This is a genomic window from Polaribacter vadi, assembly GCF_001761365.1.
Taxonomy (GTDB): Bacteria; Bacteroidota; Bacteroidia; order Flavobacteriales; family Flavobacteriaceae; genus Polaribacter; species Polaribacter vadi.
This window is the reverse complement of sequence record NZ_CP017477.1, coordinates 1211685-1227388: the sequence shown is the minus strand read 5'-3', so window position 1 is coordinate 1227388 and position 15704 is coordinate 1211685. Positions and strand designations below refer to the sequence as shown.

Annotated in this window: 16 protein-coding genes; 7 read left to right on the top strand and 9 right to left on the bottom strand. The window is 29.6% G+C overall.

The features are described 5' to 3' along the window. The first annotated feature begins 42 nt into the window (after nucleotides 1–42). The 4 genes from LPB03_RS05435 to LPB03_RS05425 all read left to right on the top strand — a co-directional run bounded on the left by LPB03_RS05435 (nucleotide 43) and on the right by LPB03_RS05425 (nucleotide 4841). Entirely contained in the window at nucleotides 43–870 is an 828-nt protein-coding gene (locus LPB03_RS05435; protein WP_065318904.1) for a 3'-5' exonuclease, read from the top strand. Nucleotides 871–1012: 142 nt separating this feature from the next. Further along, on the top strand, nucleotides 1013–1168 hold the full coding sequence (locus tag LPB03_RS16600) for a hypothetical protein (RefSeq protein WP_157579353.1): 156 nt from the start codon (nucleotides 1013–1015) through the stop codon (nucleotides 1166–1168). A gap of 63 nt (nucleotides 1169–1231) precedes the next feature. Beyond that, nucleotides 1232–1717 carry an ABC transporter ATPase gene (locus LPB03_RS05430; RefSeq protein WP_065318905.1) on the top strand — a complete coding sequence of 162 codons (486 nt, stop codon included), beginning with the start codon at nucleotides 1232–1234 and terminating at the stop codon, nucleotides 1715–1717. A gap of 205 nt (nucleotides 1718–1922) precedes the next feature. Next, the gene (locus LPB03_RS05425; RefSeq protein WP_065319370.1) at nucleotides 1923–4841 is read left to right on the top strand and encodes a glycoside hydrolase family 3 N-terminal domain-containing protein; all 2919 of its coding nucleotides are present in this window, start codon (nucleotides 1923–1925) and stop codon (nucleotides 4839–4841) included. A gap of 214 nt (nucleotides 4842–5055) precedes the next feature. Here LPB03_RS05425 and LPB03_RS05420 read toward each other — a convergent pair whose 3' ends face one another. The 9 genes from LPB03_RS05420 to LPB03_RS05380 form a co-directional block, all read right to left on the bottom strand. Further along, nucleotides 5056–5424, bottom strand: a complete 369-nt coding sequence (locus LPB03_RS05420) for a helix-turn-helix domain-containing protein (protein WP_065318906.1) — start codon at nucleotides 5422–5424, stop codon at nucleotides 5056–5058. Nucleotides 5425–5435: 11 nt separating this feature from the next. Beyond that, nucleotides 5436–5732, bottom strand: a complete 297-nt coding sequence (locus tag LPB03_RS05415; RefSeq protein ID WP_065318907.1) for a type II toxin-antitoxin system HigB family toxin — start codon at nucleotides 5730–5732, stop codon at nucleotides 5436–5438. A gap of 155 nt (nucleotides 5733–5887) precedes the next feature. Then, nucleotides 5888–6937, bottom strand: a complete 1050-nt coding sequence (locus LPB03_RS05410) for a 1-acyl-sn-glycerol-3-phosphate acyltransferase (RefSeq protein ID WP_065318908.1) — start codon at nucleotides 6935–6937, stop codon at nucleotides 5888–5890. Further along, nucleotides 6930–7859 carry a bile acid:sodium symporter family protein gene (locus tag LPB03_RS05405; RefSeq protein ID WP_065319371.1) on the bottom strand — a complete coding sequence of 310 codons (930 nt, stop codon included), beginning with the start codon at nucleotides 7857–7859 and terminating at the stop codon, nucleotides 6930–6932. The genes LPB03_RS05410 and LPB03_RS05405 overlap by 8 nt, the downstream gene beginning before the upstream one ends. A gap of 272 nt (nucleotides 7860–8131) precedes the next feature. Further along, nucleotides 8132–8773, bottom strand: coding sequence for a DUF4159 domain-containing protein (locus LPB03_RS05400; protein ID WP_065318909.1), 642 nt, complete (start codon nucleotides 8771–8773; stop codon nucleotides 8132–8134). Nucleotides 8774–8840: 67 nt separating this feature from the next. Then, nucleotides 8841–9197: an LSm family protein gene (locus LPB03_RS05395; RefSeq protein ID WP_065318910.1), complete on the bottom strand. Its 357-nt coding sequence runs from the start codon at nucleotides 9195–9197 to the stop codon at nucleotides 8841–8843. Beyond that, the gene (locus LPB03_RS05390) at nucleotides 9190–9900 is read right to left on the bottom strand and encodes a 16S rRNA (uracil(1498)-N(3))-methyltransferase (protein WP_065318911.1); all 711 of its coding nucleotides are present in this window, start codon (nucleotides 9898–9900) and stop codon (nucleotides 9190–9192) included. The genes LPB03_RS05395 and LPB03_RS05390 overlap by 8 nt, the downstream gene beginning before the upstream one ends. 208 nt (nucleotides 9901–10108) lie before the next feature. Beyond that, nucleotides 10109–11230 (bottom strand): GTP cyclohydrolase, encoded by a 1122-nt coding sequence (locus LPB03_RS05385; protein WP_065318912.1) that lies wholly within the window; start codon nucleotides 11228–11230, stop codon nucleotides 10109–10111. 21 nt (nucleotides 11231–11251) lie between these two features. Then, nucleotides 11252–12262: a transporter gene (locus tag LPB03_RS05380; RefSeq protein WP_065318913.1), complete on the bottom strand. Its 1011-nt coding sequence runs from the start codon at nucleotides 12260–12262 to the stop codon at nucleotides 11252–11254. A gap of 177 nt (nucleotides 12263–12439) precedes the next feature. On the opposite strand from LPB03_RS05380, the gene LPB03_RS05375 reads away from it, so the two are divergent. The 3 genes from LPB03_RS05375 to LPB03_RS05365 are packed head-to-tail and all read left to right on the top strand — an operon-like array spanning nucleotide 12440 to nucleotide 15703. Further along, the gene (locus LPB03_RS05375; protein ID WP_065318914.1) at nucleotides 12440–12694 is read left to right on the top strand and encodes a DUF4834 family protein; all 255 of its coding nucleotides are present in this window, start codon (nucleotides 12440–12442) and stop codon (nucleotides 12692–12694) included. A 59-nt stretch (nucleotides 12695–12753) separates the two neighbouring features. Beyond that, a complete protein-coding gene (locus LPB03_RS05370) occupies nucleotides 12754–15198 on the top strand; it encodes a YfhO family protein (protein ID WP_065318915.1) in 2445 nt (814 codons plus the stop codon). Next, nucleotides 15188–15703 carry a class I SAM-dependent methyltransferase gene (locus tag LPB03_RS05365; protein ID WP_065318916.1) on the top strand — a complete coding sequence of 172 codons (516 nt, stop codon included), beginning with the start codon at nucleotides 15188–15190 and terminating at the stop codon, nucleotides 15701–15703. Before LPB03_RS05370 ends, LPB03_RS05365 begins: the two co-directional genes overlap by 11 nt. Nucleotide 15704: the final 1 nt, after the last annotated feature.

Sequence of the window (15704 nt, the reverse complement as noted above, 5' to 3'; positions counted from 1 at the left end):
GTTTAAAATTCAAAATTGAGCAAGAACCTTAAAGAATAAATTTTGAATTTAAAATTAAAACAGCCGATTGTATTTTTCGATTTAGAAACAACAGGTGTAAATATAGCCAAAGATAGAATTGTAGAAATATCTATTTTAAAAGTGTTTCCAAATGGGAATAAAGAGAGTAAAACATGGTTGGTAAATCCTGAAGTAGAAATTCCTGCAGAATCTACAGCAGTTCATGGAATTACGAATGAAAAAGTAGCTGGAGAACCAACTTTTAAGGAATTAGCAGCCAAGATTAATAAAATGATTACAGGTTGTGATTTAGCAGGTTTTAATTCTAATAGATTCGATATTCCTTTATTGGCAGAAGAATTAATGCGAGTTGGAATCGATTTTGATATGAATGGAAGAAAAGCAATTGATGTGCAAGTAATTTTCCATAAAAAGGAGCAAAGAACATTAGGAGCTGGGTATCAATTTTATTGCGGAAAAGAATTAGAAGGCGCTCATGGAGCAGAAGCTGATACAAACGCAACCTATGAGATTTTGTTGGCACAAGTTGAAAAATATGGAGATATTGGAAATACTGTAGAGGCTTTAAGCGAATATTCTACACATGGAGAAAGAGCCGATTTTGCTGGTTTTATTTTGATGAATGATGATAAACAAGAAATTTTTTCTTTCGGAAAATACAAAGGAAGAACAGTTGAAGAAGTGTTTGTAGAGAATCCTGGTTATAACAATTGGATTCAAAATGCAGACTTTCCATTATACACAAAAAAGGTTTTAAAAGGAATTAAAGAAAGAATGTCTGCACCAAAAGACACCATGTCTGATGCTGATAAACTAACTGCTTTGCAACAGAAATTTAATTTGAGGTAAATACATATTATCATTTTTAGATTTAAATTTTTGATAAAAATGAAGAAATAAGGAATGCTAAAACGATTTTTATCGACTTTGAAAAGGTGTTTACTTCTTTTAATGAATATGGTAAAATTAGAATGATGAAAATAGTGAGGTTTTGTATTCACCTGTTGTAGGATTTACAAAATATCCAAAAAAGAAAGAAAATGATTTGTATTTTTATGTAAAAGGAAATTGGCAAAAATGTGCATTCAGTAAAGTGAAATCTTACAAAAAGTATGCTCCTTCAATTTCTTTAACACTTACAAATTAACGAATGAAACAGTTGCAGAACATCGCAATTAAAAAATTACAAATTTAAACAGTTCACAAAACAATGTTTACAGATTATAACAAATTACCTGATAATTCCCGAGTTTGGATTTATCAATCTAATAGAGAATTTACACATAAAGAAATAGATTTTATTTCTACGAGAGCAGAAATGTTTATCAATTCTTGGACAAGGCATGGAGATGATTTAAAAGGCTCGTTTACTATAAAATACAATCAATTTTTAGTGTTGGCAGTAGATGAGAGTTTTAACAATGTTTCTGGTTGTTCTATAGATAGTTCTGTTCGTTTTGTACAAGAAATTGAAAAGGAGTTAGGAATCGATTTAATGAATAAAATGAACATTACTTTTAAAGATAATGAGCATGTTAATCTGGTAACTTTAGCCGATTTTCAAAAGTTTGCAAAAGAGCAGAAAATAACGTCAGAAACTATTGTTTTTAATAATTTGGTAACAACCAAAGAAGATTTTGAGAACAATTGGGAAGTTCCTGCAGAGCAAAGTTGGCACAAACGTTTTTTTGTATAACAATTGATTTAAATAGCAAATACCCTTATTGACAAGTTGCGTTAAGGATTGAAATGGCATCCTTTTTAAAACGTTTTTAAATAAATGTCTTACTTCTTACATAAGAGATTTCCACAGTTTGCAAATACGTAAACTTCGTAAAGACGTTTTAAAAAGATACAATGGAAAGCCTGTTAAAACGCCCAAAAAATACTCAAAAAATATAATGAAAAAAGAAATATTAGTACTTTTAGTAATCGCTTTTGGTTACACTATTAACGCTCAAACCATAGATCCTTTAGTAACTAAAGATGCTAAAGCCCAGGAAGTTTGGGTAGATAGTATTCTAAGTAACATGACCATTGATGAAAAAATTGGTCAGTTATTTATGGTGCAAGCCTATTCTAATTTGGATATAAAACATGAATATTTTATTACACAAATGATTGAAAAATATCACGTTGGAAATTTAATTTTTATGCAAGGAACTCCTGAAAAACAAGCAGCATTAAACAATCATTATCAATCGCTTTCTAAAATTCCGTTAATGATTGGTTTTGATGGTGAATGGGGTTTGGATATGCGTTTGCAAAACACGTACAAATTTCCTTGGAACATGACTTTGGGTGCCATTCAAAATGATTCTTTGGTAAAAGAATTTGGTGAACATTTAGGAAAACATTGTAAAAGATTAGGGATTCACATAAATTTTGCACCAGTTGTAGATATTAATACAAACCCTGCAAATCCAATCATTGGAAATCGTTCTTTTGGAGAAAGTAAAGAAAATGTAACGCAAAAAGCAATTGCTTTTACACAAGGAATGCAAAAGTATGGAGTGATGGCAAATGCAAAACATTTTCCAGGACATGGAGATACAGCATCAGATTCTCATTACACATTGCCTGTTTTAAATTTTGATAAAGCAAGATTGGATTCCATTGAATTGTATCCTTACAGAAAAGTATTTGATGCAGGAATTGGGAGTGTGATGACTGCACATTTAAACATACCAAGTTTAGAACCCAATACAGATTTACCAACCTCATTATCAAAAAATGTAGTCACTAATTTGTTGCAAAATGAGTTGGGTTTTAATGGTTTAATTATTACTGATGGTTTAAATATGAAAGCTGCAGCCAATTATGCAACTTCTGCAGAAATTGATGTAGCAGCCATAAAAGCTGGGAATGATATGTTGTTAATTCCACAAGATATACCTGCAAGTGTTCGTCTTTTAAAGCAAGCAATTACATTAAAAACATTAAGCGAAGAACAATTAAATTTTTCTGTAAAAAAGATTTTAAAAGCTAAATATTGGATGGGTTTAAACAACTATAAACCTGTTGTTTTAGAGAATTTACAAGAAGATTTAAATACGATTGATGATGAACTTTTACATAGAAAACTTGTTAAAAACTCTATAACTCTAGTAAAAGATGCAAAGAAAAACATTCCATTAGCAAATTTAGAACTTAAAAAAATTGCCTACGTAAAATTAGGAGACGATTCTGGAGAACACTTTGTAAATATGTTAAAGAATTACACCAAAGTTGATGTTATTTCTGATTCCAATTTAGATGGTTTGATAGCAAAACTAAAACCTTATAATCAAGTAATTGTTGGGTTTCATAAATCGAATAATCATCCTTGGAAAAGTTATAAGTTTGAAGGAAAAGAATTGGTGTGGTTGCAAGAAATTGCAAGACAAAAAAATGTTATTTTAGATGTTTTTACAAGTCCTTATAGTTTATTGCAACTAAAAAGTTTTACAAATATCGAAGCGATAATTGTGTCTTATCAAAATAGTAAATTAGCACAAGAACTTTCTGCGCAAGCCATTTTTGGCGCTTATATTTTACAAGGAAAATTACCAGTTTCAATTGGCGACGAATTTAAAGTTGGGCATGGAATTGATACCTACAGTTTAAGCAGGTTAGAATATACAATTCCTGAAGATGCTGATATGTCATCAAAAAAATTAACAGCAATTGATTCCATTTCAAAGATTGTTTTAAAGAAAAAAATGGCACCAGGTTTTCAAGTTTTGGTGGCAAGAAAAGGGAAAGTGATTTATAATAAAAGTTTTGGATATCATACAGCAGATAAAAAAACAGCTGTAAAAAATTCTGACATTTATGATTTGGCTTCCTTAACCAAAATTTTGGCTTCCTTACCTATGATTATGAAAGCCTCTGAAGATCAAAAAATACCCTTAACTGCAAGTTTAGAAGATATATTACCAAGTTTTGCAAAAACTAATAAGGCAACTGTTTCTGTGAAAGAAATTTTATCTCATTATGGAAAATTAAAAGCTTGGATTCCTTTTTACATTAAAACACAAGATAGCATTACACATAAAAATTCTGGTACGTATTATAAATCGCAAAGTAGTAGCGATTATAATGTAAAAGTTGCCGAGAATTTATACATCAGAAAATCTTATAAAGACAGTATTTATAAATACATCAAAGAAGTAGATCAAAGAGAAAATGAAGGGTATAAATATAGCGACTTAGGGTATTATTTATTCAAAGAAGCCTTAGAAGAAAAATACGGAAAACCTTTAAACGTTTTAGCAGAGAAAGAATTTTATAGCTCTTTAGGTGCAGATAGAATGACGTATTTACCCATCGAAAAATTTAATAAATCAGAAATTGTACCTTCAGAAAAAGACGATTATTATCGCAATCAATTAGTGCATGGTTATGTGCATGATATGGGTGCAGCAATGTTAGGTGGAGTTGGTGGTCATGCAGGTTTATTTGCCAATGCAAACGATGTTGCAAAAATGATGCAAATGTATTTACAAAAAGGTTTTTATGGTGGCAGACGTTATTTAAACGCAGAAACTATAGATACTTTTAACGCACGTTATTATGCAGATAAAAATAACAGACGAGGTTTAGGATTCGATAAACCGCAATTAAATCCAGATGTAAAAGCTACTTGTGGTTGTGTTTCCGACGAAAGTTTTGGGCATTCTGGTTTTACAGGAACTTATGCTTGGGCAGATCCACAAACTGAAATTGTGTATGTTTTTCTATCTAACAGAACCTACCCAACTGCTAATAATAGAGGTTTGGTAAGAGAAAATATAAGAACAGAAATCCAGCAAATTATCCAAGATGCCATTATTGATTAGGAGCTATTTCCAGCTTTCACTACTCGCTTTTTTTGCTTAGAAAAAAGCAAAAAAGAGCTCAAACAGGTCGTTCAATCTGGGCTAAACTTGTTTGATGAATATTGGAATAATTATAGTTTTTTGAATTTTTAATTGGTGTAGTTCTAAAGACAGAATTTGGTGTAGATATTTTAAATTCTATTAGTTATATTCGTATGTTGTTTTTAGTTATTTTTCAGCTAGCAAGTTGATAATTATTTACAAGTACAGAAGCAGATATGCTTAAAACTCTTTCTAATTCTCGTATCATTTCCACAGTCAATTTTTTCTTTTTGTTTAAGATTTCAGATACTCTACTTTTACCACCAATAACTCCAACTAAATCCTTTTGTTTAAGATTCATTTCTTCCATTCGGATTTTAATAGCTTCAATTGGATCTGGAGACTCAATAGGATAATGTATGTTTTCAAAGTTTTCAATTAATAGTGATAAAATTTCTGCTTCATCACCTTCTTTTGAATTTGGAGAAGCATCAAAGATTAGCTCTAGTCTTTCAAGAGCTTTATTATAATCTTTTTCCGTTTTTATAGGTTTAATTTTCATAAATCATTATTTTATATTGTATCTGCATCTATTTTATCATATTCGGCGTGAGTACCCACAAATCGAATAAATGCCCATTCTCTGAAATAGTTAAATTTTACAACAAGTCGATATGAATTTCCTTTAATATTGAAAACAACTCTACTATCCTTTAAAATACTTGCATTTATGTAAGTATCCTTAACTTCATTAGGAGAACTCCAATTAGAGTTTTTCGTAGTTTCGTACCAAGTTTTTAAATATTGTTCTGAATCTGCGTGTTTTTCCCAGAATTCTCGTAAAGTTCTTTTCGCAATTATTCGTTTCATATTTCATTATCTAATGCAAATATAAATCAATTGTTCTCAAAACACGAACTTTTGTGTTGTTTTTATTAAGCGTGACATGTTTGTGAATGATTTGTTACGTGAATTAGTAGATTTCTAAGGAAATGACAATTTTTAAGATTTATTATTGTACCAAACTAACTTTCAGTATTCGTCACAGAAAATTTAGTGTAAACCAAAACCAATAAAAAAGAAACCACAAAATAAATCAAAGCAATTTCCCATCCAAAGAAAAAGTTAATCACTAAAGCTTGTAAACTATAAAAAATAGGAAAAGAAATTACATTTACAGCATATTTCATGGTGTCAATAAATTCAATTTCACCAATATTTTTAGACATTTTTTTCCAAATAAAATATGGAAATAAACTATTCAAAAGAATCAAATAAAAGAGTGGTTTTAAATAATTAGGATGCTTTTTTACAGGATTAGGAAAATTGTTTTCGGCAATCATTTTATTCACTGCATCAACATTTGTAAAATCTACATTGGCAGCATTTAATTTGGATAGAGTAGCAGTATAATTCTCATCATTAGGAATATGAACTGTCAGTTTTTTTAGTTGATTGCTAACGTTATTTTTTAAAATATTGATGGCTTTTGCTTTTTCGTTTGTATTAAAAATTTCTCTTGAATTTATCAAATCACCAAATTTTACACAAACTTTAGAAGGATATTGAGAAGAATTTTGATAGGTAACTCCAACAGGAATCACAGTAATTTCTAAATTCGGATTACTTTCTAAAGCACCAAAAACAATTCTTGTAAATCCTTTACTCAAAGGCTGAATTGTTCTGTCTCTACAATGTCCACCTTGTGGAAAAATCATTAAGGTTTCTTCATTTTTCAAAATATTGAAACACTTTTCAAAAACTTCTTCATTGTTAGAAAGTTGTTTTCTACCATCTCTAATTCTATAAATTGGCATTAAATTTAGGGAAGCTAATACCTTTTTTACCAAAGGTTTCGAAAACACATCTGCTCTTACCAAAAAATGATTTTCTCTTGGACTATTAGAAGTCACAAATAAAGGATCCATCAAAGCATTTGGATGATTTATGGCAAATAAAACAGCTTCTTTTTTAGGGATGTTTTCTTTACCAACAACCGTTATTTTTTTAGCATAAAACTCCAAACTAATTTTTAAGAAAAGCTTTATACTTTCATACCAAATTTTCTTAATCATAACTTTCTACGTGTTGTTTATTTTTATTTCTTCCCCAAAAAGTAGCCAAAGCCATTCCTGAAAACACATCCCAAATACCCCAAAAAGCGGCTAATAAAGCCATGCCTCCTAAACCATCAAAAAAGCCAAAAATTAATAAAAGCCCTAAACCTCCATTTTGAATTCCTGTTTCCATAGAAATAGTCTTACAATCTTGTTTGCTTAAGCCAAAACTTTTTGCGGTATAAAAACCAAGAATAAAAGCAAAAATATTATGGAAAATAACCAACGCTAAAACATGGTGAATATGATTTATAAAAACATCTAAATTTTGTGAGAAGGCAATAAAAATTAGCGCAATAAAAACCAACATCGATAATGGTTTTAAAACTTTTTCTATTTTTTCTGCCATTTCTTCATGGTAATGTCTAATCAACATTCCTAGAATTAACGGAATTCCTAATATTAAAGAAACGAGTTTTAATAAATCTACCCAATTAAGTTCTACAGTTTTTAAAATTTCGTTTGTTGGTTCGTACATACTTCCCCAAAATTGTAAATTAAAAGGGGTCATAATAATACAAATTAAGGTAGCAAAAGCTGTTAAACTAACAGAAAGAGCTGCATTTCCTCCAGCCATTTTACTAAAAAAGTTTGATACATTTCCTCCTGGACAAGCTGCAATCATCATCATTCCTAAAGCAAAACTTGGGTGAGGTTTTATCAAAATAACGGCTACAAAAGTAAGTGCAGGTAACAAGATAAATTGCGATAAAACTCCCACAAAAACTATTTTAGGATTTTGAAAAAGACGTTTAAAATCATCAACAGTAATTGCTAAAGCCACACCAAACATAATAATGGCAATGGCTATATTTAAAACCCACAAACCACTCGAATCGAAGTTTATTTTTATGGCATCTATGTCTATTTGGTTTGCTATTAGGTTCAAAATTTTTGGTTTAAAGTTCAAGATTGTAGATTATGCTGTTTTTACTTCAGAACATTCATAAAAAGTCTTCGACAAGCTCAGACTGACATTCGTTAAATAAATTGCAACAAGAAAATAATAAATATTCAAGCCAATATAAATTTATTTTTTTTAATTCGTGTATTCGTGGCAAGAGAAAATAAAATCTCATCTCTTTTCTCTTTTCTCTTTTCTCTTTTTTCCTGTTTCTTGTCTCAAAAAAATCTTGTTTCAATTTTAAAAAATCAATGCGTAAACGCATATTCAATAATATTCGAACCCATTTTTAAGGCTGTTTCTCTAACTTCTCTAGGGTTATTGTGTATTATTTGATCTTCCCAACCATCACTTAAATCGGTTTCATAATCGTAAAAAACGATTAATCTTCCTTCGTAAAATAAACCAAAACCTTGTGCTGGTTTTTTATCATGTTCGTGAATTTTAGGAATTCCTTCAGGAAATTTAAAAGTCTGATTATAAATAGGATGATTGCTTGGTATTTCTTGAAACTCTAAAGTTGGAAATACTTTTTTTAGTTCGGTTCTTATAAATTTATCCAATCCATAATTGTCGGAAATGTGTAAAAAGCCTCCAGAAATTAAATAGTTTTTAAGGTTGGTTGCTTCTTCATCAGAAAATAATACATTTCCATGTCCAGTCATAAACAACATTGGAAAGTTGAAAATATCTTCGCTATTTACAGCCACAGATTGTGGATTTTCAGAAATATTCGTTTTTATATTTTCGTTGGTAAAAGCTACCAAATTAGGAATCGCAGTTGGGTTTGCATACCAATCTCCACCACCATTATATTTTAAAATGGCAACGTCTTGTGCGTTTATTTGAAGAAATAATGAAAAGAAAAATAGCCTTATAAATTGCTTCATAAATTATAAAAAGAATTTGAAGCAAGATAGTAAATTCAACTTTGAGGTAAAAAGCTATTTTTTAAAATTATAGTGACTTTATGAGTTGTGCAAATCCATAAATTAAGACTCCTATAAATACTACATAGGTTAGTGCAAAAGATTTTAACCAGTCAGGCTCTCCTTTTTTTATCTTTTCAATTTCTGAAAAAGGAATTTCTAAGGTGCCAGATATTTTTTTCACTTTTATTTTATCATTATTAAAACCGATAACTTCACCTTTAATACGTTGAGAATCTTTTAAAATGATTTTTACTTTTTTCGGTTTTTCAGTTTCATAATTATTGATATCAAAAGTTTTATAAGAATAACAACTTTGAAATAAGATTAGGATGGATAGTAGGTAGATAGTTTTTTTCAACATTAGATCAAATAATTTACTCATTAATAAAAGAAACCAAATTCACAGCAACCAGACCAGCAGTTTCAGTTCTTAATCTACTTTCGCCTAAAGATATTGGAATGTATTTTTTAGCCAATGCTTTTGTGATTTCTTGAGGAGAAAAATCGCCTTCAGGACCAATCAAAATGGTGGTTTTTTCTGATGGATTTACAACAGATTTTAGTAAGTTTTTATTGTTGTCATCTTCACAATGTGCAATACAAAGTGCGCCTTCATTTTTTTGGTTGATAAAATCCCCAAATTTTATTGGTTCATTAATTTGGGGTAATGTAAATTTTAAAGACTGTTTCATTGCAGATTGAATGATTTTTTCCAATCGCTCTAACTTTATGTTTCTGCGTTCAGAATTTGAGCAAATTATGGGTGTAATTTCATCAATACCAATTTCTGTGGCTTTTTCTAAAAACCATTCATATCTGTCATTATTTTTTGTGGGCGCAATTGCAATATGTAAATAATAATCCCAAGGTTTTGGTTTTTCTTGAACTTCAATTATTTCTACAATACATTTTTTATCACTTGCAATGATAATTTTGGCATCAAACAAAAAACCTTTTCCATTGGTAATGTGCAAAATATCACTTTCCTTTTTTCTTAAAACACGCACAATATGTCTGCTTTCAATTTTATCGAAAGTTAATTGTTTGGTTTCTGTAGAAATTTCTGAATTGTAGAATAATTGCATGGTTAATAGTTCAAGATTTAAAATTTAAGATTCAAAGTTCTTACTGTTGTTCTTTAACGATTCAAGGTTTAATGTTTAAATTCAAAGTTTAAGAGAAATACCTAAATGTCAGTTCAAGTGAAATTTCTTTTTCAGAAATTTTGTATCGAGAACTCGTTACTTTTGCTTATTGCTTATTGCTTATTGCTTATTGCTTATTGCTTACTGCTTACTGAATACTTTTTCGATATGTTCTTCTTCTTTTATGCGTAACAGGATTAAAATTTTCCCAAAGCTTTTTAATGGCTTCATTATCTTCTAATTCTGGAGTTCTAATACAATTTTCGATGCCTAAAGGGGCAAATGTTTTTGTGTATTGATCAAAAATAATGGCGTGAACACCTTTATTTTGATAATCAGGATGCACACCAATTAAATAAAAAGTAACATCTTTTGAGTGTTTTCTGGCTTTTAATAAATGAAAAATTCCAAAAGGAAATAACTTCCCTTTCGATTTTTGTAAAGCTTCTGAAAAAGAAGGCATTACAATTGCAAAAGCAACTAGTTTGTTGTGTTCATCAACCACAAATTTTATATATTCAGGATTGATAAAACTGATGTATTTCTTTTTAAAAAAAGCGATTTGAGCATCAGAAATTGGAACAAAACTAGAAAGTTTCGAGTAAGATGCACTAAAAACTTCAAACATTTCATCTACATAAGGCATAATGTCTTTGGTCTTGGTAAAATCTAATGCTTTTAGTTTAAAACGTTTTTTTATAATGTTGCTAATTCTATCAAAATAAACAGCATCAACATCTTTAAATTTAAACTTATTCTCTAAATATTCTTTCTCTTTAACAAAGCCTAATTGCTCAAAATGATCTTTATAATAAGGGTGATTATACCAAGTAATCATGGTGCCTATATGATCAAAACCATCAATTAAAACACCAGTTTTATCCAAATTATTAAAACCAATTGGGCCTTCAATATATTCTAAATTATTTTTTTTACCAATTTCGTTTACTTTGTCTAACAATACTTTGGAAACTTCAATGTCATCAATTACATCAAACCAACCAAAACGCATTTTTTTAACTTTTTGATTGTTTACTTCATACCAATTTATAATGGCAATAACTCTACCAACAATTGTATTGTCTTTGTAAGCTAAAAAGAATTGCGCATCTGCGTTTTCGAAAACAGGATTTTTTTTAGGATCAAAATTGGCAATTTCATCTTTAATAATAGGAGGAACCCAATATTTGTGATTTTTATATAAAGAGAAAGGAAATAGCACAAATTGTTTTATCTCACTTTTAGTTTTTGCTTCTTTTAAAGTTATCATAGATTTTTTAGCAGTACTTAATTAGTTCCTTTTTCGTTTCCTAGTATTCGTTTTTCTTCCTTCCTTTTTCTTAAAGATACTAAAAAGCCTACTAAAGAAACCACCTTGTTTTTTATTGTACTCAGAAATTGGAGTGCTTGTTGCTTCTCTACCATTTTCATCTAATTCTTTATAGGAATCTTTATGAGTATCAATTCTGTAAGAAACCCCAAAACCTCCATAAAAACCTTGAGCATTTCCTTCTATTAGAAGTCTACCAGAAGCATTAATTTGAAGATTTTTGCTATACAAATAGGCCAAACCAGTTCCTGTATTTGTGTTGTTTTGGCTTTCTAGAAACACAGTTTGATTTTCTACAAAGCCAGACCAATAATCATTAAAATTATACGTTCCAGTAACTATATAAGAAATTTCAGAAAAATCGGTACCTATTTTATCATAAAAAATGTTGGTAACAATATTAAAATCGGAACTTAAGTTATTTTGTAATAAAAGTCCAACTTTAGGAGACATGCTGCCTGTTTTGTAAATATCGTTTACCATATCTGTATTTAGGCCAGCATAAACTGCCACAGAAGGTATTAATCTTTTGTAGTCAAAAGCCATTCTTCTTTTCCAGCTTCTTATTTCTTTGCTTTTGTCTTCATATTCTTGTTGATACACTAAATATTTTGCGCCAACTGTAAAACGTCCAATTCCGTTTACAGAATAATCTGAAGTAAATATATTCTTAAAAGCTATTTTATCTCTTTGATAGCTTGCTTGCACGTTCAATTCTAATTTTTCTAGAAAAAAACTAGTTCTAAAAAGCATATCAAACCCTAAAGATTGAGGTCTAGAAAATGTAGGTTCTACAGATACATTTCTAAAAAATAAACTGCTTTCAAATTGATAAACCCCAGTTCCAACACTATAAGGACTTTCTGAAAAACCTGGTTTGTTAGAGTTTATAACCTCTGTATATTGTCCGTAAACAGTAGAAAAATCAAAGAATAAGAATACAATAAAGAGTTGTAAAGGATGGTTTTTCATCACTAAAAAAATGATTTTAAATTAAAAATTTATTTACAAAACAAACATAGCACAAAAATGCTGTTATTAAAAGCATTGCACACTTTTTTACCTTTATAAAAGTTTTGTAGTTTGTTAACGTTAGAATTGTTAGCAAATTGTTATTTTTGATATATTTTTTAACACTATATTTATTACATGGGTTTATTAAAGTTTATATTCTTTGCGTTATTATTTTATTACGGTTTTAAGTTCTTGGCAAGACTATTTGCACCTTTTTTAATTAAAAAAGTGGCAGATACAATGCAAAAAAAAGCAGAACAACAATTTGGAGGTCAGCAACCAAAAAATAACGTAAAAGAAGGAGAAACCATTATCGATAAAGCTCCAAAAAATAGCACACAAAGTAAAAATTCTGTTGGAGAATATGTAGATTTCGAAGAAATAGATTAATTCTCGATTTATTTATTTTGCTCAAGTTTTATCAACCAAAAAAAAGTTCAATTTTTTAAATTAAGCATTTGAAACTTAAAAAAATATTTCTCTACATTATTGCAGTAGCAATATTTGTAATTGCCTCATTATTGTATTTTCATCCTGTTTTAAAAGGACAAAAAATAGCACAGTCAGATATTACCCAATTTCAGGGAATGGCTAAAGAAATTACCGATTTTAGAACCGAAAAAAACACAGAGCCTTATTGGACTGGCGCTTCTTTTAGTGGAATGCCAGCCTATCAAATAAGTGCTTATTATCCGTACGATTTTGTAAGAATTTTAGACAGAACACTTCGTTTTTTACCAAGACCAGCAGATTATACATTTCTGTATTTTTTAAGCTTTTTTGTGTTGATGATGGCACTAAAAGTAAAATGGAGATTGGCAATTTTAGGCGCACTTTCTTTCGGATTTTCCACCTATTTAATTATTATTTTTATTCCTGGGCATAATTCTAAAGCGCACGCAATTGCTTATATGCCTTTGGTTTTAGCAGGTGTTCTGTGGATTTTTAAACGAAAATACGTCTTAGGTTTTATTGTTACAGGTTTGGCAATGGCTTTAGAAATTTATACAAATCACATTCAAATGACTTATTATTTAGGTTTTTGTCTGCTAATTTTAGGAATTGTAGAATTAATAAATGCTATTAAAGAAAATATTTTATCAGCTTTTATAAAACAAGCAGCCGTAATTTTGGCAGCTGTTATTTTAGGAATTGGTGCAAATGCTCCTAGATTAATGGCAATGCAAGAGTATTCAGAATTTAGTACGAGAGGAAAATCTGAATTAACGATAAATGCTGATGGAAGTAAAAAAGAAGCAACAAAAGGGTTGGACAAAGCCTATATTACTCAATATAGTTATGCAAAGTTAGAAACTTTTAATTTGTTTATTCCACGTTTTATGGGTGGAGGAACTGTAGAAGAATTGGGTAAAAATTCTAATTTTTATCAATTAATAGAAAAGCAAGCTGGTAAAAAAGTTGCAGATGATTACTCTAAACAAGTGTTAACTTATTGGGGAGATCAACCAATTATTGAAGCTCCTGCTTATATTGGCGCTGTTATTTTCTTCTTGTTTTTTCTTGGGATATTTATTGTAAAAGGTCGTTTAAAACAATGGCTAGTTGCAGCAACTGTATTTTCAATTTTGTTAAGTTGGGGTAGAAATTTTGATGTTCTAACCAACTTTTTTATTGATTATGTCCCTTTATATAATAAGTTCAGAGCAGTTTCTTCCATACAAGTTATTGCAGAATTATGTGTGCCGATTTTAGGAGTTTTAGCGTTAAAATCTTTTTTCTCTTCTAAAATTTCATCCGAAGAAAAAATTGAAAGTTTAAAAAAGGCAACTTATGTTTTTGGAGGATTAATAATTATTGGATTTGTATTAGCGCATTTTTCGTCTTCTTTTGAAGGTTTAAGAGATGCTAATTATAGTGAGTTGCCAGGTTTAATTGATGCAGTAATTGCAGATAGAAAATCGATGTTATTTATGGATACTTTACGTTCTTTAGTATTAATGATTTTAGCTGCTGGGGTTTTATGGTTTTTCTTAAAAGGCAAACTGAAACAACATATTGCAGTAATTGTTTTGGTTGTTTTTATTTTATTCGATTTAATTTCGGTAAACAAAAATTATGTGAACGAATCCGATTTTAAACCCTCAAGAAGAGTTGATAAACCTTTTACAGCAACGAATGCAGATAAATTAATTTTACAAGATAAAACGCATTATAGAGTTGCAAATTTTGCAAAAGATCCAATGCAAGATGGTTCTACGTCTTATTTTCATCAATCAATTGGTGGCTATCATGCAGCAAAAATGGGGCGTTATCAAGAGTTATTTGAGTATCAAATTGCAAAAAATAATATGGACGTGTTGAATATGTTAAACACCAAATATTTTATTGTTCCTGATAAAGAAGGTAAAGAACAAGTGCAATTAAATGAAGATGCGAATGGAAATGCTTGGTTTGTAGAAAATGTAAAAGTTGTAGATTCTGCAAACGAAGAAATGCAAATTTTAGATTCTTTAGATACAAAAAGGTTTGCTGTTATTGATCAAAAGAATATTTCAAACAACAAACAGATTCGTGTACAGCAAGATTCAACTGCAACCATCAATTTAAAAAAATATGATGTTACCCAATTAACTTATGAGTCAAAAACTACTAAAGAACAATTTGCAGTTTTTTCTGAAATTTATTACAAAGATGGTTGGAATGCGTACATCAATGGAAAATTAACACCACATTTTAGAGTAAATTATGTTTTAAGAGGGATGAAAATTCCTGCAGGAAACAACGAAATTGTTTTTAAATTCGAACCAGAAGTTATTCAAAAAGGAGGATTAATTTCTTTAGGTTCTTATGGTTTGTTATTATTAATTACCATTGGTTGGCTGTTTTATGATGATAAGAAAAAGAAAAAAAAAACGGCTTTAAATGTACACTAAAATTCCACATAAAAGATATGCGCACACATTAGCATTTCTTCAAAAAGTACTACCAGCTCCTGCAACAATTTTAGATTTAGGAATTAGGAATCCGTTTTCTGAAATTATGGAACAACATGGTTATACAGTTATCAATACTGAAGGAGAAGATTTAGATCTTTTACCAGAAATTGTAAAAAATCATAAAGTTGATGCAGTTACAGCCTTTGAAATTTTCGAACATTTATTAGCGCCTTTTAATGTTTTAAGAGCCATTGAATCCACTAAATTAATAGCGACAATTCCTTTAGACTTATGGTTTGCAAAAGCCTACAGAAGCAAAACAGATCAATGGGACAGACATTATCATGAATTTGAAGATTGGCAATTTGATTGGTTGTTAGAAAAATCAGGTTGGGAAATTCAAGAAAAAGAAAAATGGACAAGCCCAATAGATAAAATTGGTTTCAGACCAATTTTAAGAAAATTTACGCCAAGATATTATGCAGTGTTTGCAACAAAATAGT

Coding starts and splice junctions, on each gene's coding strand:
- LPB03_RS05390 (WP_065318911.1), bottom strand. CDS start 9,900: ATGCAATTATTCTACAATTCAGAAATTTCTACAGAAACCAAACAATTA.
- LPB03_RS05385 (WP_065318912.1), bottom strand. CDS start 11,230: ATGATAACTTTAAAAGAAGCAAAAACTAAAAGTGAGATAAAACAATTT.
- LPB03_RS05375 (WP_065318914.1), top strand. CDS start 12,440: ATGGGTTTATTAAAGTTTATATTCTTTGCGTTATTATTTTATTACGGT.
- LPB03_RS05400 (WP_065318909.1), bottom strand. CDS start 8,773: ATGAAGCAATTTATAAGGCTATTTTTCTTTTCATTATTTCTTCAAATA.
- LPB03_RS05430 (WP_065318905.1), top strand. CDS start 1,232: ATGTTTACAGATTATAACAAATTACCTGATAATTCCCGAGTTTGGATT.
- LPB03_RS05410 (WP_065318908.1), bottom strand. CDS start 6,937: ATGATTAAGAAAATTTGGTATGAAAGTATAAAGCTTTTCTTAAAAATT.
- LPB03_RS05420 (WP_065318906.1), bottom strand. CDS start 5,424: ATGAAAATTAAACCTATAAAAACGGAAAAAGATTATAATAAAGCTCTT.
- LPB03_RS05395 (WP_065318910.1), bottom strand. CDS start 9,197: ATGAGTAAATTATTTGATCTAATGTTGAAAAAAACTATCTACCTACTA.
- LPB03_RS05380 (WP_065318913.1), bottom strand. CDS start 12,262: ATGAAAAACCATCCTTTACAACTCTTTATTGTATTCTTATTCTTTGAT.
- LPB03_RS05365 (WP_065318916.1), top strand. CDS start 15,188: ATGTACACTAAAATTCCACATAAAAGATATGCGCACACATTAGCATTT.
- LPB03_RS05415 (WP_065318907.1), bottom strand. CDS start 5,732: ATGAAACGAATAATTGCGAAAAGAACTTTACGAGAATTCTGGGAAAAA.
- LPB03_RS05425 (WP_065319370.1), top strand. CDS start 1,923: ATGAAAAAAGAAATATTAGTACTTTTAGTAATCGCTTTTGGTTACACT.